Source organism: Acinetobacter sp. YH12040 (genome assembly GCF_013420005.1).
Lineage (GTDB): Bacteria > Pseudomonadota > Gammaproteobacteria > Pseudomonadales > Moraxellaceae > Acinetobacter > Acinetobacter amyesii.
In genome coordinates, this window is record NZ_VOZB01000006.1 from 183,572 (window position 1) to 207,613 (window position 24,042).

A 24,042-nucleotide genomic window follows, 5' to 3' on the forward strand; every position below is an offset into this window, starting at 1 on the left:
TGAATTTCACACAACTGTCAACTCTCTATGCTTCTGTTTGCTTAATTAATCAGCACGGCGCCAAATAGTGCCTTGACGAGTATCTTCAAGAACAATCCCTTGATCTAACAAAGATTGACGAATGTCATCTGCTTTGGCAAATTCTTTGGCTTTTTTCGCATCTTTACGTTGTTGAATTAAATCTTCAATTTGCTCTTCAGAGAGACCTAGTGCTTCTTGACCAATATCTGATTTTAAAAATTCATCAACATTGTGCTGAACCAAACCTAAAATATTGGTCAAGTGACGCAATGTCGAATAATACACAGCCGCTTGTTCAGCATTTTCATCTTTTACGGCACGGTTCAATTCTTTGTTGACTTCAAACAATACCGCAATTGCTTCTGCGGTGTTGAAATCATCACGCATAGCGGCATTAAAGCGCTCAACTAAAGCATCATCCAAAGTTTCTACGGTTTTTTCACCATAGACTTGCTGATAAGCTTTAAATGAATGATAGAAACGGGAAAGGGTATTTTTCGCTTCTTTTAAAGCAGTGTCAGAGAAGTTTACTGGGCTACGGTAATGTGATGACACAATAAAGAAGCGAATCACTTCAGGGTGGAATTTATCCATCACATCACGAATAGTGAAGAAGTTACCTAAAGACTTCGACATTTTTTCGCCATCGACATTAATAAAGCCGACATGCATCCAGTAATTAACATACTGTTCGCCAGTAGATGCCTCAGATTGCGCAATTTCATTTTCATGATGCGGGAAAGTTAAGTCTGAACCGCCACCATGAATATCAAAATGGTTACCTAAGCAGCAGGTCGACATCGCTGAACATTCAATATGCCAGCCCGGACGGCCATTGCCCCAAGGCGAAGCCCAAGAAGGTTCATTTTCTTTGGCATGTTTCCAAAGCACGAAGTCAAAAGGATGTTTCTTTTCTACTTCTACATCAACGCGTTCAGAAGCACCAGCCTGCATATCGTCAAGTTTACGACCCGAAAGACGACCATATTTGGCAAACTTTTCAACTTCAAAATAAACATCGCCATTTGCAGATGGATATGCTGTACCTTTGTTGACTAAGTTACCAATCATATTCTGCATTTGATCGATATAGTCTGTTGCACGTGGTGCTTCATCAGGTGCTGTACAACCTAAATTGACAGCATCTTCGTTCATGGCCTTGATAAAGCGATCGGTTAAAGCAGTAATGCTTTCGCCATTTTCATTGGCACGGGCAATGATTTTGTCGTCAATATCGGTAATGTTGCGAACGTATTTAACGTTCCAGCCCTGACTGCGCAGGAAACGGATAATGTAGTCGAATGCAACCATAACTCGAGCATGACCAATATGACAGTAGTCATACACGGTCATTCCACAGACATACATGTCGATATGTCCTTCTTTACGAGGTACGAATTCTACTTTTTTACGTTGCTCTGAGTTATATAGAACAAAAGGTTGCATAGGTCTTCAAATTGTTTCTACCAAAAGATGGCTCATCTTAACCTAAGCATTTTTATTCATAAAGTTAAAACCCAAAAAAGCAGATATTTTTTAATGCTTGATGTCTTTGCGTTGCTAAAAATAGCGTAGAAGGTTAATTGGATTCGGTCTGAATCTCATTCGAGTGCTGAATTCAATTTATCTGTTCCTAAGATAAAAAAGAAGAAATGCATCTTTTCTGCATAATTCATGAATTCTTATACATTTGGAAACGTGCTATTTGCATAGATATGATAAAATTGTGAAAATTTTTTATTTTGAAAGTGAGAGCGCACCTCTCACGGCTTAAGGTATAACAACTTTGAATCCACCAAATATGCCGAATCAAGTCGATTTTCAGAAAGTCGCATTAGAAACTTTGCGTATTGAAGAGCATGCTTTACAAGTATTAGCGACGCAAATAGATGATCGTTTTAGCCAAGCCTGCGAAATCATTTTACAGTGCAAAGGGCGTTTAGTGATTACTGGTATGGGTAAATCGGGTCATATCGGTCGTAAAATGGCCGCTACGTTTGCCTCGACCGGTACGCCATCTTTCTTCATGCATCCGGGTGAAGCTGGGCATGGTGATTTGGGCATGTTGGTTAAAGGAGATGTGCTCATTGCAATTTCAAACTCAGGTAAGAGTGATGAAATTATGATGCTGATGCCATTGATCAAACATTTGGGCATTCCTCTAATTACCATGAGTGGCGACAATAAAGGCCCAATGCCACAAAATGCCGATGTCGCATTGACCTTGGGTAATATTCAAGAAGCATGCCCTTTGGGTCTAGCTCCGACCTCCAGTACCACTGCAACATTAGCCTTAGGTGATGCCCTTGCAGTTGCATTATTGGATGCACGTGGCTTTACTTCAGATGATTTCGCACGTTCTCATCCTGCTGGAGCGTTGGGTAAACGTTTGTTATTGCATGTAAAACATCTCATGCATACAGGTGAAGACTTACCCAAAGTGTCGCCAGAGACACCAATGAATAAAGTTCTCTACGAAATTTCAAATAAACGTTTGGGACTCACCACGATTGTCGATGAAAACGATACCTTATTGGGTATCTTTACCGACGGTGACTTACGTCGTTTGATTGATAAACAGCAAGGCTTTGATGTGAATATGAAAGTCTCAGAAGTGATGATTAAAAATCCTTTGACCATTTCACAAGAAGAACGCGCGGTACATGCTTTAGAACGTATGAACGAAAAGAAAATTACACAATTTGTAGTTGTTGATGATGTCAATAAAGTGATTGGGATTATCAGCATGCATGATTTGATTCAGGCTGGGGTAAATTAAGAAAATGGCATCGTATGTATTGCTAGAACAAGCGCGTCACATAGAAGCACTGGTACTGGATGTGGATGGAATTTTAAGTGATGGATTTGTAACGTTGACCAATAGCGGCGATGAAATCAAATCCTTTGATATTCGAGATGGCTTAGGCATGAAGTTGGTGCAAAAAGCGGGTATCAAAGTCATCATTATTACTGGCCGTAAAAGTAATATTGTTGAAAAACGCATGTCTGACTTAGGTGTGGACTTGGTTTTTCAAGGTCGTGAAGATAAAGGCGTTGCCTTGACTGAAGCCTGCGCACAGTTTGGTATTGATCCTTCAGATTGCCTATATATGGGCGATGACTGGCCCGATCTTTCAGCCTTCGCTATTGCGGGGATGAAAGTGACCGTACCAAATGGACATTTAGAAGTACGTCGCCGTGCAGATCTTGTTACGCAGGCGATGGGTGGACGTGGTGCTGTTCGTGAAATCTGCGATATGCTTTTAGTTTCTAAAGGTGTATACCAGGAACTACTTGAAAAATATGCAAGTGCACCTTATTAATAAATTGATGCAGTCACTGGATTGAATCTCCGCTTATGGATACTAAAGTTTTATACGTGACAGCTGTGGTCATTGCTGCAGTAAGCGGTGGTTTTTACTATTTCGGTGGAAAGGGTAATAAGCTTCAGGCGGACTCTTCGAAAAGTATGACTTACTCAGCTGAAAACATTAACCTGACGCAGACTGATGAGCAGGGAAAATTGCATATTCGTGCGCAAGTCGATCGACTTGAGCAGGATTTGCAAAAGCAAACGTCTCATTTGGTGAATCTGAAAGCATCGACCTATCAAGATGGTGCTGTCGATGCCACGTTCTTTGCCAAACAAGCCAATGGTATGGATGATAACCAAAAAGTCGTACTGAGTGACAATGTGGTTGCAACGAAATTGATGCGTGAAGGGCAAATGGAGTTTCGTACTGAGGAACTAACTGCTTTTCCAAAAAAGCGTGAAATAGAAACTGACAAGACTGTAACGGTGATTTCACCACAAGCCGAATTTGTCAGCCAAGGTTTAAAAGCAAATTTAAACGACGGTCAATACGAATTTTTTAATATTCGAGGAAAGTATGAACCATAATTTTAATCGAAAAACTGCAAAAACTTTCCTAAAACGTACAGCGCTACTCGGTTCACTGGCGTTATGTTCAGTTGCAGCTTTTGCTTTGCCTTCAGATCGTAATCAACCGATTTCATTGGTTGCCGATCGTGCAACATTTAATGAAAAAACCGGGATTACGACGTATACCGGTAATGTCATCATTGAACAGGGTTCGATGAAGCTTCAGGCAAACTCAATCGTTGCGAACTTAAACAGCAAAAAAGAGATCAGTACGATTACAGCAACGGGTGGGCCAGCACATTTCCAACAAAAAACTGACCCTGCCAAAGGCTATGCAAAAGGCCAAGCTCAGAAAATCGTCTACAATGCTGAAACAGGAATTATCACCATGACGGGTGGTGCTTTGTTACAACAAGATGGTGCAAGTATTCGTGGTAATAGCCTGAAATACAGTATGAATAAAGGTGACATCGTTGCTGAAGGTACACCAAATAAATCTGGATCTTCTTCAGGTCGTGTTCAAATCGTGATTCCACCGTCAAGCACTAAGTCCTTCCCAGGAGCACGTGATTAATGGAGCAAACCTCGCAAGTTCAAACTTTATGTATTAAACATTTAGCCAAAAACTACAGTAAGCGTTGGGTGGTAAAGGATGTATCCTTTAGCATGCAAAGTGGTCAAATTGTGGGTTTACTTGGTCCAAATGGTGCAGGTAAAACCACAAGTTTCTATATGGTCGTTGGTCTAGTGCGTATGGATAAAGGTGAGATTCATTTAGATGATCTTGATTTGTCTGACTTGGCAATGCATGAGCGCGCACGTAAAGGTATTGGTTATCTACCCCAAGAAGCATCTATTTTTAGAAAATTAACCATTTCTGAAAATATCATGTCGATTTTAGAAACCCGTAAAGATTTAAATAAGCAACAACGTCAGCAACGTTTAACGGAATTGCTTGCCGACTTTAAAATCACACACATCAAAGATTCTCTTGGTATGAGTGTGTCGGGTGGTGAGCGTCGTCGTGCGGAAATCGCGCGTGCGTTAGCGGCGGACCCTAAATTTATGTTGCTCGATGAACCTTTTGCAGGGGTTGATCCTATTTCAGTGGGTGATATCAAAGACATTATCAGAACATTGAAAGATCGCGGTATTGGTGTATTAATTACCGACCATAATGTGCGTGAAACCCTTGCGATTTGTGAGCATGCCTATATCGTGAGCGAAGGTTCAGTGATTGCAGAAGGTACTCCAGAAGAAGTCCTTGCAGATGAAACGGTACGTAAAGTTTATCTTGGTGATGATTTTACCGTTTAATTGAATAATATAAGAAATTTCCCGTTGAATGGCGCTAGTTTCCTTCAGCGGGTTTATGTTATTGTCTGAAATGACAAAAACTGAGCGATTAATCTAAAAAATTAACAAGAATTCAGTATACTTTAAACTAAAAATACGACCTGCAAAAATCATGCGATTACGAAAGATGAATGGTCCAGAAGTTGGGCGTCCGCGTAAAAATAAGTGCAATTTCTTTTGTATATTATTTTTACCCTTTTCCATTGGTTCAGTGTATGCAGCAGATACCGGCACTGCACAAAGTACCATTCAAAAGACATTAGATAAGATTTTTTTACCTAATAAGCCGAAACCTTCTGCCGAAAAAATTAACATCACAGAACTCAGTAAATATAATTTAGATACCTCACGTGTCCAAGAAATGCCAGCCGTTGCTTATGGTCGAACGCAACAAGGCAGCTATAATCCAAACACAGTAGCGAAGAATCTAAGTTTTATTGATGCGATACATATCGCCGTCCAAAGACGTCCAGAAATCACGCAAAGTATTGCTACAGTCGCATCGCAAAACGCCAATATTGACCTAGCGAATGCTGCATATTATCCCCAAATTTCAGGTGGATTGAGCACTGCAGATCTGACTAAAGGCGAGCGTGGACGTCAGTTGGTATCTTTAAATGCGACGCAGATGTTATATGACTTTGGTAAAACCAAAAGTGCAGTAGGCATTGAAGAAGCAAAAATGTTACAAGAGCAGGCTAATGTACTTGTAAATTTAGATGAAGTTTCATTTGATGTTGCAAATGCAATTATCAACATTAAACGATATCAAGAAGTGGCTAAAATTGCGCAGCAGCAAATTGCCGGTGTGAGTCGGATTGCTGAGATTGCTAATCTACGTGCAACCGCAGGGATCAGTAGTCAAGCAGACCCTATTCAAGCCAAGTCAAATTTAGAAGCTGCAGAATCAAATTTAATTGTGCAAGAAACTCAACTTCGACAGTACCAACAGCGACTTCGTACCTTGTTAGGTTTTGATGTAAGTCAGATCAATTGGGTGATACCCGATCGGATCTTAACTGCAGCCGCATTGTATGATGATCCTGACTTCAAGATGATTCCAAGCATGATGCAAGCGCAGGCTGGGGTTGAAGTTGCCAAATTGCAAAAGCAACAGTCAAAATTAAGTGCTTATCCAACAATAAATGTCAAAGGCAGTCTGAGTCAGGCGGTGAATGGCCGTAATCCAAATAATGATGAAGATGATGGTTTATATAATTCAATCATGTTGGAAGCGACTAGTAATTTTTACCAAGGTGGTGCAATTGCAGCGCAAACACGTGCCGCAAGCTATGCTGAAGAAGCAGCTAAAGCACAAGTGAATACAGTATATTTGGATGTGATTGATCAAGTCCGAATGATTCGAGAACAAATCGAAAATAAAAAGCGTCAAATGTCGATATTGGTGCAGCGTCGTGAAACAACTGTAAGAACCAAAGAACTGTATCAAGAACAATATAAATTAGGAACTCGAACGGTTGTCGATCTACTGAATGCAGAGCAAGCCATACATAGTGCCGCACAAGAAATTGTGACATCACAATATGATATCTACTCAGCACTTGCGCAGTACATCCAAGTGACAGGACGTTCACGAAATATTTATGAACTTAATAATATATCTATTCAGGGGTTTGAAGTTCAGCCATGAGTAATACAATAAATTATCAACCGTGGCTACAAGCGGTTCTGAATATTGCAAAGCATTATCGAATTGAACCCTCTGAAGAACGTATACGGTTGCAGTTGGATTGGGATCAACACAAAAATGCCGATGAACTGGTCGCAGTTATGGCACGCCAAATTGGATTAAGTGTTCGTAAAAACAAATACGACATAAATCTGCTCAATCCATGGCGCTTACCTGTATTGGTTGAGTTTATCGGTGGTGAAGTGGGTGTGGTAGAACGCATCGACGTAGACGGTAATGCCAGTGTTCAACTAAGCGGTGATGAAGGCCTATCTCAAGTCTTCTCTATTGAACGGTTGAGCCATGGCGTTCGCAATATATATATTCTACGTCCAGAGTCATCTGTACCCGATGCACGTGTCGATGAATACATCAAGCCGTTTGAAAAAAATTGGTTCTGGTCGATCGTTTTAAAAGACTGGAAACGTTATATAGACATTATGTTCGCTTCATTAATGGCGAATATTTTGGCCCTAGCCACCATTTTGTTCTCGATGAACGTGTACGACCGTGTCATTCCATCTCAATCTGTGCCAACCTTATGGGTACTTGCAGGTGGGGTGTTAATTGCAGCGATATTTGAGTTTGCATTACGTGTTTCACGAATTTATTTGTCGGATATTATTGGTAAACGTGCCGATTTGAAAATTTCCGATCGTGTATTTGGTCATGCATTAAGAATTAAAAATAGCGAACGTTCAAAATCAACAGGTACTTTTATTTCACAAATTCGTGAATTAGAAGGGGTACGCGAAATGGTCACTTCGACGACTGTTACCGCAATTGCCGATTTACCGTTTTTCTTCTTGTTCCTGTTCATCTTCTGGTTAATTGGCGGCAATCTATTCTGGGTCATGCTGTTGGTGGTTCCTTTGATGATTATTCCAGGGATTTTGGCGCAAAAACCATTGGCTAAACTTGCACAAATGGGTATGCGCGAGTCTTCGATTCGTAATGCCTTATTGGTTGAATCTGTGCAAGGTATGGAGGATATCAAATTACTTCGTGCTGAATCACGTTTCCAAAACCAATGGAACCACATGAATGAAGTGTCTGCTGATGTCAGCATGCGTCAACGTAAAATCGTGGGCTTAATGTCGGCATGGACACAAAAAATTCAGGGTCTAACGTTTGCAATTGTTGTACTTGTCGGCTGTTTTGCTGTGATGAAAGGTGAAATGACCACAGGTGCTTTAGTGGCTTGTTCGATTTTGTCTTCACGAATGTTGGCACCGATTTCTGCACTGGCAGGGGTATTAGGTCGTTTACAACAGGCTAAAGTGGCAAAAGCCGGTCTGGATGAGCTCATGAAGAAACCTGTCGATCAACCGGATTATTCTCACCTCATTCATCGACCATCAATTAATGGTCATTATGAACTCAATGGTGTGTCATTTAAGTATGGTGAAGATGACCCACGTCCAAGTCTTTTAATTCCAAAACTGGAAATTAAGGCTGGAGAAAAAATCGCAATTTTGGGCCGTAACGGTGCTGGTAAGTCGACGCTACTCCAATTGTTATCGGGTATGCAAACGCCAGTACAAGGCAAAGTTAAATTAGATGGGATTGAGCTGTCTTTAATTGACCCCGCAGATGTACGCCGTGATATGGGGCTATTGAACCAAAATTCACAGTTATTTTATGGTACGATTCGTGAAAACTTGACCTTGGGTGCTCCGCTGGCTACGGATGAACAATTGATTGAAGTACTGAAAATTACGGGTGCAATTCACTTTGTTCAAGAGAAAAAAGAAGGGCTAGACCATATCATTTTAGAAGGTGGTGTAGGCTTCTCTGGCGGTCAACGCCAAGCCTTGCTGCTTGCACGCTTATTGATTCGTCAACCCAATATTCTATTGCTTGATGAACCTACAGCAGCCATTGATGACGTATCTGAGAAGCAGTTGATCGATCATTTAAAAGGTTATTTACAAAACCGAACTATGGTGGTGGCAACACATCGCCGTGCGGTACTTGAGTTGGTTGACCGCATTATTGTGGTGAATGAAGGTAAAATTGTCATGGATGGACCTCGTGATCAAATTCTGAATCAGAATGCTCAGAAAAAAGTAGCTGGGGCTTAAATCATGAGTGAAAATAAACAAGAAATACAACGCTCGACCAAAGTCAGCTTTAAAGAGCCACCATTACCGAAATCGAGTTTAATCATTTGGATTATTACGATTGGTCTGGCAATCCTTTTAGTTTGGGCTTGGTTGTTTAAATTAGAAGAAGTCTCTACAGGGACAGGTAAAGTGATTCCATCTTCGAAAGAACAAATTGTTCAGTCGCTTGAGGGAGGGATTTTAACCAAGTTGAATGTGAAGGAAGGTCAAATTGTTGAACAAGGTCAAGTCCTTGCGCAACTTGATCCAACACGCTTCGCATCAAATGTTGGTGAAACCGAGTCTTTACTTGTGGCATCACGTGCGACAGCAGCACGTTTACGTGCAGAAGTGAATGGTACACCATTAACCTTTCCTGAAGATGTTCAAAAGATTCCAGCTTTAGTGAAGGAAGAAACAGCTTTATATCATTCACGTCGTGCAAACTTGGAAGAATCTGTTGCCGGCTTAAAACAAGCTTTGGTATTGGTTCAACAAGAATTGGCCATGACTGAACCTTTAGTTGCTAAGGGTGCAGCAAGTGAAGTTGAAGTACTTCGTTTAAAGCGTTCAGCGAATGACTTACAAAACCAGTTAAACGATGTCCGTAACCAATATTTGGTAAAATCACGGGAAGAATTGTCGAAAGCCAATACGGATATTGAATCACAGCAACAAGTGGTGAAAGGCAAATCGGATACACTCAGCCGTACCGTTTTTAAATCTCCAGTTCGTGGTGTGGTCAAAGAGATTGATGTGATGACATTGGGCGGTGTGATTCCGCAAAATGGTAAATTGATGACTATTGTACCTTTGGATGAACAGCTTTTGGTAGAAGCACGTATTTCACCGCGAGATATTGCTTTTATTCGTCCGGGTCAAGAAGCCTTAGTTAAAATTACGGCATATGACTATTCGATCTATGGTGGTCTAAAAGGTAAAGTGACCGTCATTTCACCAGATACGTTACGTGATGAAGTGAAACAAGATCAGTTCTATTATCGTGTTTATATCCGTACAGATAGTGATAAATTAAGCAATAAAGAAGGTAAAAGTTTTAGTATTACACCGGGTATGGTGGCAACAGTTGATATCCGCACAGGCTCGAAAACTGTACTTGAATATTTAATCAAGCCATTCAATAAAGCCAAAGAAGCACTTCGCGAACGTTAATAACGCAGTGCCAATCAAGCCTCCAGCATTGGAGGCTTTTTTGTGGATGTAAGTTTTCAAAAAACGCTATAATATCCTTTGATACAGGATCTAAAGACGTTATGCCATTTACACTCGCCGCACAGTTTGAATATGAAGAAGACATTAAAAAAAGTCGTTTTCAAGCCATCGCAGTTCCTGTGGAAAATGAACAAGCCGTTAAAGAATTTCTCGAAGCCCATAAAGATATCTCAACAACACATCAGTGTTGGGCATGGAAAATTGGACATACCGTACGTTTTAATGATGATGGTGAGCCTTCAGGCACAGCAGGTCGGCCCATTCTAGCAACCATAGAAGGGAATGACCTAACCAACGTGTTGGTCTTGGTTAATCGTTGGTATGGCGGAATTAAGCTCGGGACAGGGGGATTGGTACGTGCCTATGGTGGCTGTGCAGGTCAATGCCTTTTACAAGCTGAAATAATTGAACTTATTGAGAAGAAAAAAGTGCAATTTAGTTGTCAGTTTAATGAATGGGCAATTTTCCAATATGAACTCAATCAGCAGCAAATTGAATTTCAGGAAGACTATACAGCGCAGGGCGTAAATGTACTTGCAGCATTGCAAATTCATCAAATCCAACCGCTACAGTTCAAGATTCAAGATGTAACTCGCGGACGTGAACAACTGCATATCGTCGAGGCTGCTGAAGATGAATGAAATAGATCCATTATTGAAATATCGAGAGCAACATAAGCATCGTTTGAATTATATGCCTTGGTTATATTGGTCACTCAAACCAAAAAATCGTGGTTGGGCTGAAGCTTGGCAACAGGAATATCAAGACTATCTCAAATCGATGGAAACCGTTGAAATTGGTGAAAACTGTTTTATATCGCCATTGGCTCATATTTTTGCCGAACCGGGACGTAAGATTGTTATTGGAGATAACAGCTTTATTGCGGCGGATTGCACCCTGCATGGCCCAATAGAAATTGGTAATGAAGTGGCGATCAATCATCACTGTATTTTAGATGGTGGGCGCGTGGGCATCAAAATTCACAATCAAGTCCGTATGGCGGCGTATTGCCATTTATATGCTTTTGATCATGGAATGGATGTCAATCAACCGATCTATCAACAAGCTGTACGATCACAAGGGATTGAGATAGAACGTGATGTTTGGCTAGGTGCGCATGTTGGAATCAAGGATGGCATTCACATTGCTGAGCAGGCTGTAGTCGGTATGAACAGTATGGTGACGAAAAATGTCGAAGCGCGTGCAATCATTGCTGGAAATCCTGCAAAATTCATTCGATATCGTGAATAAATAATCGCCAAATACGTCATAAATATTTTTTATGCTTACACAATTGCATGCACAGTGAAACAGAGTTGTGATAAGTTAAAAATAACAAACAACATTTTATAGCCAAGCAATAATAAAACGAGGGCTAATCATGAAACGAGTTATCGCCTGTATCGACTCTTCTCCATGCATTAATGCACTAGCTGATGCTGCTGCTTGGGTTGCTAAACAAACTCACCGCGAGTTGGTTTTACTACAAATACTTGATTACTATCCGGCAAGTTATCACTTAGGTGAAATCAGTGGCGTGATTGGATTTGAAAGTAATGCCATGCTCTTAAAAGAACTCGCGGAGTTAGAACAAAAACAAAGTGATTTAGCGTTAGATTATAGTAATAACTTGCTCAAACACATTTCTGAAATGATCCAAGATAAGCATGGGATTCAAACCACCCATATTCAGGAAAAGGGTGACTTCTTAGAGCAAAGTTTTAATATTTTGCAAGATGACGATATTGTTTTAATTGGTCGGGTAGGTGAACGTTCAGCAGAGCGCAATAAGCCGCTCGGTAGTAATGTTGAAAACTTTATTCGTGGTGCAAGTTGTACAGTTATGACCGTAGGACCAACGTTTAAACCACCGACTCGCTTTATTTTTGCCTATGAATATTCGCCTAAATGCGTTGAGTTAATGAAACGTGTGGCACAAAGTGATCTACTCAAACTCTTACAATGTCATTTGGTTTATGTTGGAGATCACCCACAAATCTTGGATGATCCAAAAAATTATTTAACCAATGCCGGTCTCGATGTGGTGACGGAATACCGTTATGGCGATGTTTCGGAAAATATTCTGGACTATCAACAAGAGCATGGCATTCAGTTAATCGTACTTGGCGCTTTTAGCCACAGTAAAATCCATCAGTTCTTCTTGGGCAGTATCACCACCAGTATTTTCAGAAATTCGAGTGTTCCATTGTTGGTTGTAAAATAAGTTGAGCAAACGAACAGAGTTGATTTAATAGACGGACAATTACGAGTAAATAAATAATAAGTTGTTGATTTAAAAATAATCAGAGTTATCCTCAAAAATTGTGGATAACTCTGTGTGTAGTATTTGTAGGTAATTGTTTTTAAAATAAAATATTATATTGATTGTTTTTTATACCTTTATTCGAGGTGTTTAAAAAACACCTCGATTGAGATTATTTAACGATTGCAATCGCAAAACCATCATGACCTTTGCAACCAACAGTTTGAAGTGCTGTGCAAGATAAAATTTTCGGATGATTTTGCATGGCTTTGAACATATCACGGATACCTTCAATGCTGGGTTTGTGGTTTTCAGCGTTCAGAATCTCGCCTGCACGAATTACATTGTCTAAAACAATCACTGTACCTGAATGAGATAAATTTAAGCTTAATTCTAAATATTCAGGGTAGCTCTGTTTGTCTGCATCGACAAAAATAAAGTCAAAAGGTTCGGTATCTTCAGGAAGGGCACGTAAAATATCTGCCGCACGACCACATTTCAGTTCAATCGTTTGTGTAAGCTTTGCATTATCAATATTTTCTTGACCGAGGGCCGCGTGTGTATCACGACCTTCAATGGTCAGAATGTAACCATCATCAGGTAATGCACGTGCTAACCACATGGTGCTATAGGCTGCAAAAGTTCCAAGTTCTAAAACGCGTTTACACTTGTTCATTTGGATTAACATTTGAAGCAGCATGCCTTGATTGGCCGCTACAGCAAGATGATCAGGAAAGCCACGTTCATCCGTATGTTGAAGTGTTTGGGTCAATATTGGATCTTCAGGAATTAAATGTGAATCGATGTAAGCATCAATGTCTGTCCACATTTGTTGCATGTTGTCGCACCTCGTGATTGATGCAAGCATTTTAAACCTTTCCACCAACATCGCAATTTATTGTTCTATATTTGAATATTTTATGTACAAAAAAGACCTCCGAAGAGGTCTTGATATGACGATGTAATGTTTTAGTAATTACACATTGAAGAGCGACTTGAGTGATCAGGTCCCCAAGTACGGTAGCCTTGAGTATCAATATGAATTTGTCCGCTGGCATATAAACCTAATCCCATATTGAGACTCTGCCCGTGTTGTGACCAAAATTGGCATAAACGGAACTTGGTATTTTCAATATAACTGTAGTCTTCGGGCTGCGGGTACGCAGGTCCAATACGGAAATCAATCGCCGAGTTATATAGGTGACGAGATGAACTTGCACCACCGGCACATTGGTTCAAAGGCAAATCACGATAAACCGAAGTCACTTCAAAGTCCGTTAAGATATTGGCCGCAACTAAATATTTAAAGACACGTAAGGTTGCAATTTGGTTTTGCCATAATTCACGGTTAGGCACCATATATTCTGAGCGACCACATTTTTGCCAATCACGTGCAGTACGCATCAGCTCAAATGAAGGGATGATATTGCCTACACCATTTTTCTCTAAAAAGACTTCATAGTCTCGAACGCGACGTAAATTATCAACAGACGCGACCCATGAGTTGTATGCATAAGGCACCACTTTAGGCGGGGCTTGTCTGATGGTCGTCACTTTTTCTTGAGGTATGTAAATACGTTTACCGTCGGGAGTTGTAATAGTGTGACCTTGTTTTTGTGGTGTAGTTGTACAACCAATGAAAACAAGAGGGAATATTGCAACGGACAATAATCCCTTGAGTAAATGCTTCATTATAGAAATCAATTATTTATAAACTCGTTCTATTTTAATCCAATTTGATTGAGAAAATTTGAATAATTTGCAATGAAATGTGTGCTTTAAGTATAAAAAAAGATCAGCATGTGCTGATCTTTTCATGAAAGCGTAAAATTACTTTTCAAGATATTGTAATTTATCAGCTTTACCGTTCCACTCTTCACGGTCGGCAGGTTGATCACCAATTTGAGTGATGTTCGGCCATTTTTGAGAAAGTTCAGTATTAAGTTCGATAAATACTTCTTGGCCTTCAGGTAACTCATCTTCAGAGAAAATCGCGTTAGCTGGACACTCAGGTTCACATAGCGCACAGTCGATACATTCATCTGGATTAATAACAAGGAAGTTTGGACCTTCATAGAAACAGTCAACAGGGCAAACTTCTACGCAGTCTTGATATTTACATTTAATACAGTTTTCAGTGACAACAAAGGTCATGGCGACAGCTACCTAAAAAATATGGTTCTAATAAACTAATGGTGTATTTTAGGCAAAAAATAGGGTAACTAACAATTCCTTTTATTGATAATTATTATATGCAGTGCTGTTAAAATCACTAAAAACTGAACAATTTATGTAAATTTCACAATGAATGAGAATCATACTCAAAAACTGATTAAATTACATCTGTTTATCGAACAATATTTTTAATGTGTATTTTAAGCATGAAACATTTAACAACATTAATTTTTTATCAATTTATTGCTGAATAGCCGCAGTAGTAGATAGCAAATATTTACTAATTTACACATTTAAATGGAGTCAATGCAAAGAACACCTTCATAGGTGTTCTTTGCATATCTCATCTATCGCTTCTGCTCAATTTAGATCTTAAGTAAATCCTTTAAGGCGTAAAGCTGTTGTAGTGCTTCGCGTGGACTTAAGTTATCTACATCTAAATCTGCTAAGGCATCAAGTACGGGCGATGTTTTTTCAACTTCCACCACGCGTTCAATGACTTCGGGCTCTGTGAGTGCCGAGAATAGATCGGTTTGTACAGCAGTATTGAGTTGCTGTTTTTGCTGAGTTTCTAAAATACGAAGTCGATTTTGCGCTTCTTTGATCACTGCTGCGGGAATACCCGCAAGCTTTGCCACCTGTAGACCATGACTTTGACTCGCCGGGCCTTGTTGGACTTTATGTAATAGGATCAAGTTGCCATTTAGCTCACGAGCAGTTACATGATAGTTATCGATATTAGCGTCTTTGCCTAACTCGGTGAGTTCAAAATAATGCGTTGCAAATAGGCATAAACATTTAATACGACGCGTGAGATCGAGTACACATGCCCACGCCAAAGATAAGCCATCATAGGTACTTGTACCACGTCCGACTTCATCCATCAGTACCAATGATTGATTGGTCGCATGATGTAGAATCTGTGAGGTTTCAGTCATTTCCACCATGAAGGTTGATTTGCCTGTAGACAAGTCGTCTGCAGATCCTATACGGGTAAATATCCGATCGATCGGCCCTAATATGGCAGATTGGGCAGGGACAAAGCTACCACAGTAGGCCAATAAACTGATTAAGGCAGTTTGGCGCATAAAGGTCGATTTACCGCCCATATTTGGCCCTGTGATAATCGCCATACGGTGATTAAAGTCCAAACTGGTATCATTTGGAGTAAATGGTGATTTGCTCAGAGATTCCACAACTGGGTGACGTCCGGCTTTGATTTTGATCCCAACTTCAGGGGTATATTCAGGACGTGACCAATTGCGTAATCGCGCTTGATGGGCAAAATTGGCCAATAAATCAATTTGCGCTATAGCGGCGCTCATCATTTGTAAGTTGCCAATATCTGCACGTAATTCATCGAGTAATAGTTCAAAAAGCATTTTTTCGCGCGCTAATGCACGTGACTCACTTGAAAGCACCTTATCTTCAAATGATTTCAGCTCAGGGGTAATGTAGCGTTCCGCATTTTTAAGGGTTTGGCGGCGAATATAATGATCAGGTGCTTGCTCAGCTTGAGCGCGTGTTAGTTCAATATAGTAGCCACTGACACGGTTATAGCCAATTTTTAAGGTTGAAATTCCGGTTTGTTCACGCTCTTTGATTTCGAGATCGATGAGGAATTGTCCTGCATGGTCACGAATTTTACGCAGTTCATCCAGTTCAGTGTCGAAACCCTCAGCAATCACATTACCATCACGTAAAAGCACTGGCGGGTTTTCTACGATGGCAGACATAAGACGCTCATGTAAGCCGTGAAAATCACCCATTTCATCATTTAACTGAGCGATCAGCTTAGATTGGTGTGACTGAATGATCGGTTCAAGTGCATGTCGAAGATAGGGAATTTGTGCACAAGTTTGACGTAACTGAACTAGGTCTCGTGGACGAGCACTACCGAGAGCTACACGAGATAGCACACGTTCAATATCACCAATTTCTTTGAGAACTAAGCGGATCGGAGACTCATGATAGCCTTGCAGCATCGCTTGTGATGCATCTAAACGTGCATCCAATAAAGCGGTATCTCGTAAAGGCTGCATTAAGGTACGACTTAATAGACGGCCACCCATCGCAGTTTGGCAATCATTGATTAGTTGGAACAGGGAAGTACCATGTTCAAATAGGGGATCAATCAGTTCTAAGTTACGACGAGTGACGGGATCGAGCGCCACAAAATCACTACTTTGTTCGAGTTGAATGCTGCGGATATGTGGTAAAGCAGTTTTTTGAGTCACTTTTGCATAGTGAATCAAAGCCGCTGCGGCAGCTTTCGCCAAAGGTAAATGGTCAATACCAAAACCTGAAAGTGTGGCAACTGCAAATTGGTCACACAGCGTTTTTTGTGCGTTATTTAAATTGAAGTCGACGTTTGGACGTTTAGTGACAGGGCAGTCTAATTGACGTTTAATTTGTTCGACAATATTCGGATCAATAAGATCTTCATCAATCAAAATTTCGCTTGGCATTAAACGTGAAAGTTCGATTGCTAATTGTTCCAGCTGATAGTCCATTTGCTGAACTTTGAAAATACCTGCACTGAGGTCTAGTAAAGCAATCCCGATCTGATTTTGTTGTAAGCAGATCGCGACTAAATTTGAACTTTGATGAGAGGCAATTAGTGCATCATCCGTTAATGTCCCCGGTGTAATGATACGAACAATGCCGCGCTCAACCGGCCCTTTGCCAGTTACCTCACCAATTTGTTCGCAGATCACCACCGTTTCCCCTTTTTTTACAAGGCGGGCTAAATAGCCTTCAGCTGCATGGTATGGGACACCCGCCATAGGAATAGGCTCACCATTGGCTTTACCACGATGTGTTAGTGTAATTCCTAAAAGTTTTGCTGCCTTATGCGCATCTTCAAAAAAGAGCTCATAAAAATCACCCATCCGATAAAACATCAGTGAATGCGGATTTTGCATTTTGACTGACATGTACTGTTGCATCATCGGAGTCAGGGTTGAAAGGTCAACTTTGGAATTATCAGCTTGCATGAAACGAAATACCTTAAAATAAAAATTTGTGCGCTGCTAAACGAAAAACACTGTTTTGATGAAAATTGGATTTAAAAAAAGTCCTTATATTTATATTGTCTCTTCGTTCAAAACCACAGGTGTACGTTAACAAATCGTGTTGCTGATTCTAGCAAAAAAAGTAGTAGGAAAATGCCAGAAAAGGTTTGTCTGCATGTAAAAAAAGCAGACTTGAGTATTCTTTAAAACACTAAAATATCTCAGTATAAATTCAAAAAGCTTAGACTGACTCAAACATCAAGCTGCGCTTCAGCCTGAGCTAATCGATATTGGTTGCGACCGCAGCCTTTTGCAAGGTAAAGCGCTTGATCGGCAGCCAATATAAATTTCTGAATTTTATCAGGTTTAGATGGAAGGATCGTTTCCGTACCGATGCCAATCTTCACAAATTTAGACATATGGCTGGCTGGATGTGGAAGTTCGAGTGATTAAATCCTGCGTAATAAATCGGCTGCCAAAGGTTCAATTTTCAGCTTCAGTTAACACCCTAAAGAGGAGTAAAAACTCTTCGCTGCCATAGTGTGCAGCTAACTCACCATTTCGATTAGTGATTTGAGACAAAACCTCAGTAATTTGTGTGAGGCAGATGTCACCCGCCTGATGACCTAAATGATCATTTTAATTTTCAAAAAATCGATATCGATCACCATGATGCTTAAAGGCTGTTGATGGCGTAGGGCATAATGCCATAGCTGTTCTAAAGCTCCTTATAACGGACGACGGTTTGCTAGCAGTCAGTGGGTCATGTTCTACCAACCCGCAACCATGGCAATATAAAAAAGCATACCTACAAAGGCATAGATGATGACCACGGCATACTTCATGGCTGCATGTAATAGCGCATCATTGTGATCATTACAAATCATAGTAAAGATGATAAATATGATCGCAACAGCGCACATCGAGCCTAGACAAGTATAAACACTAAAATAAGGGTTTAATGCGGAACAAAAGATAAATCCCATGCAATCAGAATGATAAACACTATCCAAATATACAGAGGAATCTACAAAACTGCGTTATGGAATCACTTGATAAATCCACGTACATGACAGAGCATACAGGAGAAAAATAATAATTCCGCGAAAACAAAATTTTTTCGCCGCTTCATCGCGGTAGAGCGGTTGATAAATGGATTATAAACTTGACGTAAACTATACTTTATTCAATATAGTTATGATTTAACCCCCAATTTCATCCAGATGAAGTGACTTTAAGCCTTATAATTTCATAATTCGATATGCGCATAAAATAATTAGGAAAAGTGCACAATATTTTAATTTATTTTACAATAATTTATCTCCAATATAAGGTTTATGTAAAGTTCAACGAGTGCCTTTTATAGTAACTACCTGAATAATGGCATATTCAAGTAAATGCAGAAATAAAAAAACCGATCCTGAGATCGGTTTTAAAATATGTAGATCGATTTAAATGCTGTATTGCCTTATGGTTTATAGAGGCCAAGTTCAATCAAATGCAAACGTAATATACGGCGTAGTTCAAGTACAGCTTCAGGGGTTTCTTGAATCGAATGACCCCCTTTAATGATTTTTTCTGAAACAGCACCCTCTAGATGAGCACTAGTGTATGGTACGATATCATCCGTCATAATATTTTTATCTTGACTGTTGGTGTTATTTCCCATAATTGAATGAAACTTCAAACCCTTACGTGGCTGTATATCTTCAGTGAGCGCGATAAATTTTGATTGATGACTTAAGTCACTTGGTCCATTTTGGATCAAGCCATGGTCAATTTCACGAAATAAATCTTTCAGGTCTTCTTCTTGAGTTAACACATCACCCATGGCCGATAAAAAAGCTCCTGGGAGTTTAATAATTTTTCGAGCGGCTTTGGTAAACCAGCGATCTGCATATTCTGTACCACGATGAGGTGCAGCCAAAAAAATTGCACGGCTGAAATTTGGAATATCTTCAATCACCATACGTTGCTTCACTACTGGAATATTTCGGTACTGATTTAATTGACGTGAATTCATCATTTTCAAAGCTGCTTGCGTGGTATCGGCTTGGCTGACAAGTAGTCGTGCAATAATGCCGCCCATACTATGACCGACTAGTACAGCATCTTTTTTAGCCGCGGCATTGGCGTCTACTTTGCTAAAGGTCTGAGTCAAAATGGAATAAATTTGGAAGCGGCTTTCAATAATCGGCATATTCGTTGAATAGAAGACTTGCCACACTTGATAATGTTCACGTAGCACTGAATCGCCCATAATATCGTTAGTCAGACGAATCCATGCTTCAGGGCTGCTAGCAAGACCATGTACCAAGACGATAACTTTCTTGTCAGGATTATATGGTTCAAGCATGTAGAGATGCGGCATCGTCAGTTTTTCATCTCGGTCAATCAGTGATAAATAAGCTGCCTTACCCAAGTTATTTTGTGCTAACCAAAGACCATATGGAGCAGAAAAATTGGCAGCAAGCGCATAGTTTTTATTGGCAATATTGACCTGTTCATATTTATACGGATCGTAAGCTTTAATTTGAAACTCATGTTGATTCAAAATTTGATCAACTGAAGTTGTAGCGCTTAGTGGTTCAGCCGTTAAGGTTGCAGCTAAATAGCGCGCTTGATGGATATTAGGATTTGAACCAGACGGATATTTAAAATCAATCGGATTGATAATATATTTGGCTTTGCCTGTTTCAATCGTATGTTCTTCGGGTAAAACCACAAGAAATTCGGAGCCAAAACCATCTCGGCGGGTAATTGAACGTAAACCTGAGAAGTTGAGGTTATAGGTTGACATCAATTGTTCAATTTTACGATTTTTGAGTTCTGGATAATGGCTGAAGTCAATATGATAGGTGGTTTGTCCGACTTTGATCTGTTGTGTGACTTCTTGCGGCTTATAACGTAGTGCATAGCTGCTAACCAATTTTGCAATCCCTTGATTATAGAAATCACGGATTTGAACTTGACGGTTATCAAAAATACGATCAGCAGGCGCACGTTTGGTTTTAAACATGTACGCATAGCTATAGCGAATACTTTTATCGAGAAGTATCAATTGTTGATCTAAGCACTTATTATAAGTGTCTTGTTCAATTTTTTGTTTTTCTTCAGATTTGTGACTACTGAGCACACCTAACTTGCAGGCTGAAGAAGATTCATATTCTATAGCTTTAGCTAAATATAATTCACTTGCTGTAGAAAGTAATTGTTCATCTTGAATCTGAGGAATTTGTTGTAACTCATCAACACAGGCTTTCGGGTCTTCTGTGCAGGCTTTGGCTTCCCGACCTGTCATCGACAAGACATTTAAACTGGCTTCGCTAAGTTTATTTCGAGAAATAATACTTTCACGTTCATTGGCAATCGAAACATTGAGTTTTTGATTTTTGACACTGACGACCTGACATCCACTCAGTACGCTTGTACTTATGATTCCAAGGAGCAGTATTTTTTTAATATTTTGCTGCATAAAGAGGCCGCGCATAAGGTTAAGTATCTTCAAATCATACGATAATTGTCAGGATTTTCAATTCACCTTAAATGAAAAAAGACCGTTAAAACGGTCTTTTTTCAAAAGAATTTTCTAAATCGTCTGATTTAAGACGCAGCTTTAGGTGGATTTAAAACTTGCCAAACATTCCAGCGACCTTGCTTTTCAATTTCTTGAATTAAACGATCAGCAACTTCTGCTTCTTGTGGATATTTAACTTTATAGTTCTTTAAAACCTGAATGGCGTTCTTTTTTTGTTCCATGGCAATATAGTTATTTGCTGCAGAAAGATACGCTTCTTGAACACCGGCTTTCATTGCTTTGTCTAAGTATGGAATCGCTTCACGTTGACCACCACCTTCAGATAAACCAAAACCGAACCAGAAGTTTGCTTCTGCATCATCTTGGTTGATTTTTAAAATACGTTGTGCGTAAGTTAATGATTTAGTTGTGTACACAGAACCCAAATCAAGGTTACGTGCCATCACACTGGCTTTAAATGCACGAACTAAAATATCAAAAGAGGCGTTGTCTTTAGACGCAAGCGTATCTAATTTTTGCGTAACTTCCTTGAGTTTAAGCTCAAACCCTTTGCGTTCTTGGCGTTGAACAAAACGTGGTGGATAGTGACGTGCTTTACCTTCAACAAGCTGTAAGAAATCATCAATTTCAGTAATGTCGATTTCATTGTCACCTGCTAAAGCAGCAAATTTCATCGAACGTTCTTTGCTGTCAACAGTGGGGATAATCAGGCGGTTTTCTTCAAGGGTTAATTGCTTAGATGGGTCGGTTGGGCTAGTTACCACCATCTTAGTCACAGGCTGTGCTGCAGCTTTTTGTAAATTTAATTCAAAAGGAGGTGGTGCATCGTAGTTAAATGGGTTGAGTGCGTAGAAAGGTGGAGTCAGTTCAGGCTCTACAAAAATCATGGCATCTTTAGGAGCATTATTTTTAGTTGGGGCGCTTCCACAAGCGGCAAGGGTTAAAGCAATACAAGCAACTGCCAAGGGCTTAAGCGTCATATGATTCATCCATTAAATTTATTTTATAAAAAAAGCATGTTGGTCAGTCTAAAAAAACTCTGAACAACATGCAAGTTAAAGGCAATTTATTCTGATTGCTTTTGGTTAAGCTTTAGATTGACTACTTTGAGCTTCGCATTCGCGGCGCACATCTTCAATGATTTTAAGTTCTTCCTGACTAAAAGGTTGTTCATTAAGCTGTTGCTTTTTGAACGTTGGGTCAAGGAGAGACAAACGCTGACACAAATTATTCATACGTTTTTCATTGTGCTGAATACGATCTAACAATACACGCATACCTTCTAACATTGGGTCAGTTTGGTCTTGTGTTGCAGCATACGGTTGGAAACCAATACTTTCTGCATAATCGCGACGACGGGTTTCCGCTTCATCTTTTGGTCTATCTTTGGTGATAAAGCGTGCTGGATTGCCCACAGCAGTAGTATTTGCAGGAACTTCTTTAGTCACGACGGCATTTGAACCGACTTTGGCATTTTTACCCACCGTAAATGGGCCCAAGATCTTTGCACCAGCGCCAACCACTACACCATCTTCCAAAGTTGGGTGACGTTTGCCTTTGTTCCAAGTCGTGCCACCTAAGGTCACACCATGGTAGAGGGTGACATCATCACCAATTTCAGCTGTTTCACCAATCACCACACCCATACCATGGTCAATGAAGAAACGACGACCGATTTTCGCACCCGGATGAATCTCAATGCCTGTGGCAAAGCGGCTAAAAGAAGACAATAGACGAGCTGAGCCTTTACACTCTTTTTTCCAAAGTTCATGTGCCATACGATGCATGATTAAGGCATGAATTCCTGGATAAGTCGTTAAGACTTCGAGCGTATTTCGTGCAGCAGGATCGCGCGCGAATACAGCCTGTATATCTTCTTTGAGCTGCTTAAGCATTAGATTGATCCTCATTGTCTGTAGATTTTTTCCATGTTCCGTTATTTAAAGCCTGTACTCGGCTAAAGATGCCACGTAATAAGTGGTATTCCATACGATCTAATTGTATACGTCCAAATAGGCGACGCAAGCGTAAAGGTAATAATCTTGGATTTTTTGGATCCATAAATTCAATCTCTGCCAGCATTTTTTCAATATGCGGGTAGAACTGTTCCATCATTTCATGGGTCACCAAAGGTTCATCCCATTCCATATCGATGTCATCGGTAACATGCATATTGGCATCAGGATTTGCAGTTAACTCAGTATGTGCAAGGGCGGCCATGCGCATTTCATAGCAAATGACTTGAATCGCTTGGGCAACGTTTAAGACGCCATATTCAGTATTCACTGGAATAGTGACATGGTAGTTGGCCATTGCCAATTCTTCATTGGTCAAACCACGGTCTTCACGGCCAAATACTACGGCAATTTCTTGTTGTTGTTCGCAGACCGCTTTGAGAGACATTTCGGCAGCAGGGCGAGCGTCAAGTAATGGCCATGGGATGGTACGACTACGCGCACTAGTACCAAAGACAATATGACAATCTTTAATGGCATCTTCTAGTGATTCAACGATTTCAATTTGATCAATTAAATCGACAGCACCGGCAGCTAAGGCATTAATGTCCGGATGCGGGTAAGTCTTCGGTGCAACTAAGACTAACTTTGAAAGTCCCATGGTTTTCATGGCACGTAATGCACTACCAATATTTGCGGGTAATGTTGTGTTCACCATGACAATACGCACATGGGAGAGATGTGCTGAAACCGCAGCATTGTCAGTTTGATTCATGATATTTCCAATATGTTTATTTAAAAAAGCAGTT

At 40.2% G+C, this 24,042-nt stretch carries 21 protein-coding genes and 1 pseudogene; 11 read left to right on the top strand and 11 right to left on the bottom strand.

Annotated features, from left to right (window positions below; genetic code table 11):
- Positions 1-45: 45 nt before the first annotated feature.
- The gene (gene cysS, locus FTT99_RS09060; RefSeq protein WP_180129435.1) at positions 46-1,467 is read right to left on the bottom strand and encodes a cysteine--tRNA ligase; all 1,422 of its coding nucleotides are present in this window, start codon (positions 1,465-1,467) and stop codon (positions 46-48) included.
- 355 nt (positions 1,468-1,822) lie between these two features.
- Here cysS and FTT99_RS09065 point away from each other — a divergent pair, with 355 nt between their 5' ends.
- The 11 genes from FTT99_RS09065 (at position 1,823) to FTT99_RS09115 (ending at position 12,512) form a co-directional block, all read left to right on the top strand.
- The gene (locus tag FTT99_RS09065; protein ID WP_078193567.1) at positions 1,823-2,800 is read left to right on the top strand and encodes an SIS domain-containing protein; all 978 of its coding nucleotides are present in this window, start codon (positions 1,823-1,825) and stop codon (positions 2,798-2,800) included.
- 4 nt (positions 2,801-2,804) lie between these two features.
- Positions 2,805-3,344, top strand: a complete 540-nt coding sequence (locus FTT99_RS09070) for an HAD family hydrolase (RefSeq protein ID WP_078188762.1) — start codon at positions 2,805-2,807, stop codon at positions 3,342-3,344.
- 35 nt (positions 3,345-3,379) lie between these two features.
- Entirely contained in the window at positions 3,380-3,922 is a 543-nt protein-coding gene (gene lptC, locus FTT99_RS09075) for an LPS export ABC transporter periplasmic protein LptC (RefSeq protein ID WP_180027055.1), read from the top strand.
- Positions 3,912-4,478, top strand: coding sequence for a lipopolysaccharide transport periplasmic protein LptA (gene lptA / locus FTT99_RS09080; protein ID WP_111883783.1), 567 nt, complete (start codon positions 3,912-3,914; stop codon positions 4,476-4,478). Before lptC ends, lptA begins: the two co-directional genes overlap by 11 nt.
- Positions 4,478-5,221 (top strand): LPS export ABC transporter ATP-binding protein, encoded by a 744-nt coding sequence (gene lptB / locus FTT99_RS09085; protein ID WP_078188759.1) that lies wholly within the window; start codon positions 4,478-4,480, stop codon positions 5,219-5,221. Before lptA ends, lptB begins: the two co-directional genes overlap by 1 nt.
- Positions 5,222-5,387: 166 nt before the next feature.
- Positions 5,388-6,911: a TolC family protein gene (locus FTT99_RS09090; protein WP_180129560.1), complete on the top strand. Its 1,524-nt coding sequence runs from the start codon at positions 5,388-5,390 to the stop codon at positions 6,909-6,911.
- Positions 6,908-9,034 (top strand): type I secretion system permease/ATPase, encoded by a 2,127-nt coding sequence (locus FTT99_RS09095; RefSeq protein WP_180129433.1) that lies wholly within the window; start codon positions 6,908-6,910, stop codon positions 9,032-9,034. Before FTT99_RS09090 ends, FTT99_RS09095 begins: the two co-directional genes overlap by 4 nt.
- Before the next feature lie 3 nt (positions 9,035-9,037).
- Positions 9,038-10,228, top strand: a complete 1,191-nt coding sequence (locus FTT99_RS09100) for an HlyD family type I secretion periplasmic adaptor subunit (RefSeq protein ID WP_078193562.1) — start codon at positions 9,038-9,040, stop codon at positions 10,226-10,228.
- Positions 10,229-10,329: 101 nt separating this feature from the next.
- Positions 10,330-10,929: a YigZ family protein gene (locus tag FTT99_RS09105; RefSeq protein WP_180161404.1), complete on the top strand. Its 600-nt coding sequence runs from the start codon at positions 10,330-10,332 to the stop codon at positions 10,927-10,929.
- On the top strand, positions 10,922-11,539 hold the full coding sequence (locus tag FTT99_RS09110; RefSeq protein WP_180129428.1) for a DapH/DapD/GlmU-related protein: 618 nt from the start codon (positions 10,922-10,924) through the stop codon (positions 11,537-11,539). Before FTT99_RS09105 ends, FTT99_RS09110 begins: the two co-directional genes overlap by 8 nt.
- 130 nt (positions 11,540-11,669) lie before the next feature.
- A complete protein-coding gene (locus tag FTT99_RS09115; RefSeq protein WP_078193559.1) occupies positions 11,670-12,512 on the top strand; it encodes a universal stress protein in 843 nt (280 codons plus the stop codon).
- Between the two features lie 211 nt (positions 12,513-12,723).
- Here the strand turns inward: FTT99_RS09115 and FTT99_RS09120 are convergent, their stop codons facing one another.
- The 10 genes and pseudogenes from FTT99_RS09120 to FTT99_RS09160 all read right to left on the bottom strand — a co-directional run bounded on the left by FTT99_RS09120 (position 12,724) and on the right by FTT99_RS09160 (position 24,008).
- Positions 12,724-13,389, bottom strand: coding sequence for an O-methyltransferase (locus tag FTT99_RS09120; protein ID WP_180034771.1), 666 nt, complete (start codon positions 13,387-13,389; stop codon positions 12,724-12,726).
- Positions 13,390-13,520: 131 nt separating this feature from the next.
- Positions 13,521-14,243: a D-Ala-D-Ala carboxypeptidase family metallohydrolase gene (locus FTT99_RS09125; protein WP_078188751.1), complete on the bottom strand. Its 723-nt coding sequence runs from the start codon at positions 14,241-14,243 to the stop codon at positions 13,521-13,523.
- Positions 14,244-14,381: 138 nt separating this feature from the next.
- A complete protein-coding gene (gene fdxA / locus FTT99_RS09130; RefSeq protein WP_004651686.1) occupies positions 14,382-14,705 on the bottom strand; it encodes a ferredoxin FdxA in 324 nt (107 codons plus the stop codon).
- Positions 14,706-15,091: 386 nt separating this feature from the next.
- Positions 15,092-17,722 carry a DNA mismatch repair protein MutS gene (gene mutS / locus FTT99_RS09135; RefSeq protein WP_180129427.1) on the bottom strand — a complete coding sequence of 877 codons (2,631 nt, stop codon included), beginning with the start codon at positions 17,720-17,722 and terminating at the stop codon, positions 15,092-15,094.
- Between the two features lie 269 nt (positions 17,723-17,991).
- Complete coding sequence (locus FTT99_RS16490; RefSeq protein ID WP_257229243.1) at positions 17,992-18,159, bottom strand: hypothetical protein; 168 nt, start codon at positions 18,157-18,159, stop codon at positions 17,992-17,994.
- 64 nt (positions 18,160-18,223) lie between these two features.
- Positions 18,224-18,367 (bottom strand): annotated as a pseudogene (locus FTT99_RS16495) (diguanylate cyclase domain-containing protein); the annotation flags it as partial.
- An 841-nt stretch (positions 18,368-19,208) separates the two neighbouring features.
- On the bottom strand, positions 19,209-21,215 hold the full coding sequence (locus FTT99_RS09145) for a triacylglycerol lipase (protein WP_180129559.1): 2,007 nt from the start codon (positions 21,213-21,215) through the stop codon (positions 19,209-19,211).
- Positions 21,216-21,343: 128 nt separating this feature from the next.
- On the bottom strand, positions 21,344-22,258 hold the full coding sequence (locus FTT99_RS09150) for an ABUW_2363 family tetratricopeptide repeat lipoprotein (protein WP_078193555.1): 915 nt from the start codon (positions 22,256-22,258) through the stop codon (positions 21,344-21,346).
- 105 nt (positions 22,259-22,363) lie between these two features.
- Positions 22,364-23,173, bottom strand: coding sequence for a serine O-acetyltransferase (cysE, locus tag FTT99_RS09155; protein WP_180123610.1), 810 nt, complete (start codon positions 23,171-23,173; stop codon positions 22,364-22,366).
- On the bottom strand, positions 23,166-24,008 hold the full coding sequence (locus tag FTT99_RS09160; RefSeq protein WP_078193553.1) for an RNA methyltransferase: 843 nt from the start codon (positions 24,006-24,008) through the stop codon (positions 23,166-23,168). The genes cysE and FTT99_RS09160 overlap by 8 nt, the downstream gene beginning before the upstream one ends.
- Between the last annotated feature and the right edge of the window lie 34 nt (positions 24,009-24,042).

Coding starts and splice junctions, on each gene's coding strand:
- FTT99_RS09070 (WP_078188762.1), top strand. CDS start 2,805: ATGGCATCGTATGTATTGCTAGAACAAGCGCGTCACATAGAAGCACTG.
- fdxA (WP_004651686.1), bottom strand. CDS start 14,705: ATGACCTTTGTTGTCACTGAAAACTGTATTAAATGTAAATATCAAGAC.
- FTT99_RS09105 (WP_180161404.1), top strand. CDS start 10,330: ATGCCATTTACACTCGCCGCACAGTTTGAATATGAAGAAGACATTAAA.
- FTT99_RS09110 (WP_180129428.1), top strand. CDS start 10,922: ATGAATGAAATAGATCCATTATTGAAATATCGAGAGCAACATAAGCAT.
- FTT99_RS09115 (WP_078193559.1), top strand. CDS start 11,670: ATGAAACGAGTTATCGCCTGTATCGACTCTTCTCCATGCATTAATGCA.
- lptB (WP_078188759.1), top strand. CDS start 4,478: ATGGAGCAAACCTCGCAAGTTCAAACTTTATGTATTAAACATTTAGCC.
- FTT99_RS09125 (WP_078188751.1), bottom strand. CDS start 14,243: ATGAAGCATTTACTCAAGGGATTATTGTCCGTTGCAATATTCCCTCTT.
- FTT99_RS09095 (WP_180129433.1), top strand. CDS start 6,908: ATGAGTAATACAATAAATTATCAACCGTGGCTACAAGCGGTTCTGAAT.
- mutS (WP_180129427.1), bottom strand. CDS start 17,722: ATGCAAGCTGATAATTCCAAAGTTGACCTTTCAACCCTGACTCCGATG.
- cysE (WP_180123610.1), bottom strand. CDS start 23,173: ATGCTTAAGCAGCTCAAAGAAGATATACAGGCTGTATTCGCGCGCGAT.
- cysS (WP_180129435.1), bottom strand. CDS start 1,467: ATGCAACCTTTTGTTCTATATAACTCAGAGCAACGTAAAAAAGTAGAA.
- lptA (WP_111883783.1), top strand. CDS start 3,912: ATGAACCATAATTTTAATCGAAAAACTGCAAAAACTTTCCTAAAACGT.
- FTT99_RS09065 (WP_078193567.1), top strand. CDS start 1,823: ATGCCGAATCAAGTCGATTTTCAGAAAGTCGCATTAGAAACTTTGCGT.
- FTT99_RS09160 (WP_078193553.1), bottom strand. CDS start 24,008: ATGAATCAAACTGACAATGCTGCGGTTTCAGCACATCTCTCCCATGTG.
- FTT99_RS09150 (WP_078193555.1), bottom strand. CDS start 22,258: ATGACGCTTAAGCCCTTGGCAGTTGCTTGTATTGCTTTAACCCTTGCC.
- FTT99_RS16490 (WP_257229243.1), bottom strand. CDS start 18,159: ATGTCTAAATTTGTGAAGATTGGCATCGGTACGGAAACGATCCTTCCA.
- FTT99_RS09120 (WP_180034771.1), bottom strand. CDS start 13,389: ATGCAACAAATGTGGACAGACATTGATGCTTACATCGATTCACATTTA.
- FTT99_RS09145 (WP_180129559.1), bottom strand. CDS start 21,215: ATGCAGCAAAATATTAAAAAAATACTGCTCCTTGGAATCATAAGTACA.
- FTT99_RS09090 (WP_180129560.1), top strand. CDS start 5,388: ATGAATGGTCCAGAAGTTGGGCGTCCGCGTAAAAATAAGTGCAATTTC.
- lptC (WP_180027055.1), top strand. CDS start 3,380: ATGGATACTAAAGTTTTATACGTGACAGCTGTGGTCATTGCTGCAGTA.
- FTT99_RS09100 (WP_078193562.1), top strand. CDS start 9,038: ATGAGTGAAAATAAACAAGAAATACAACGCTCGACCAAAGTCAGCTTT.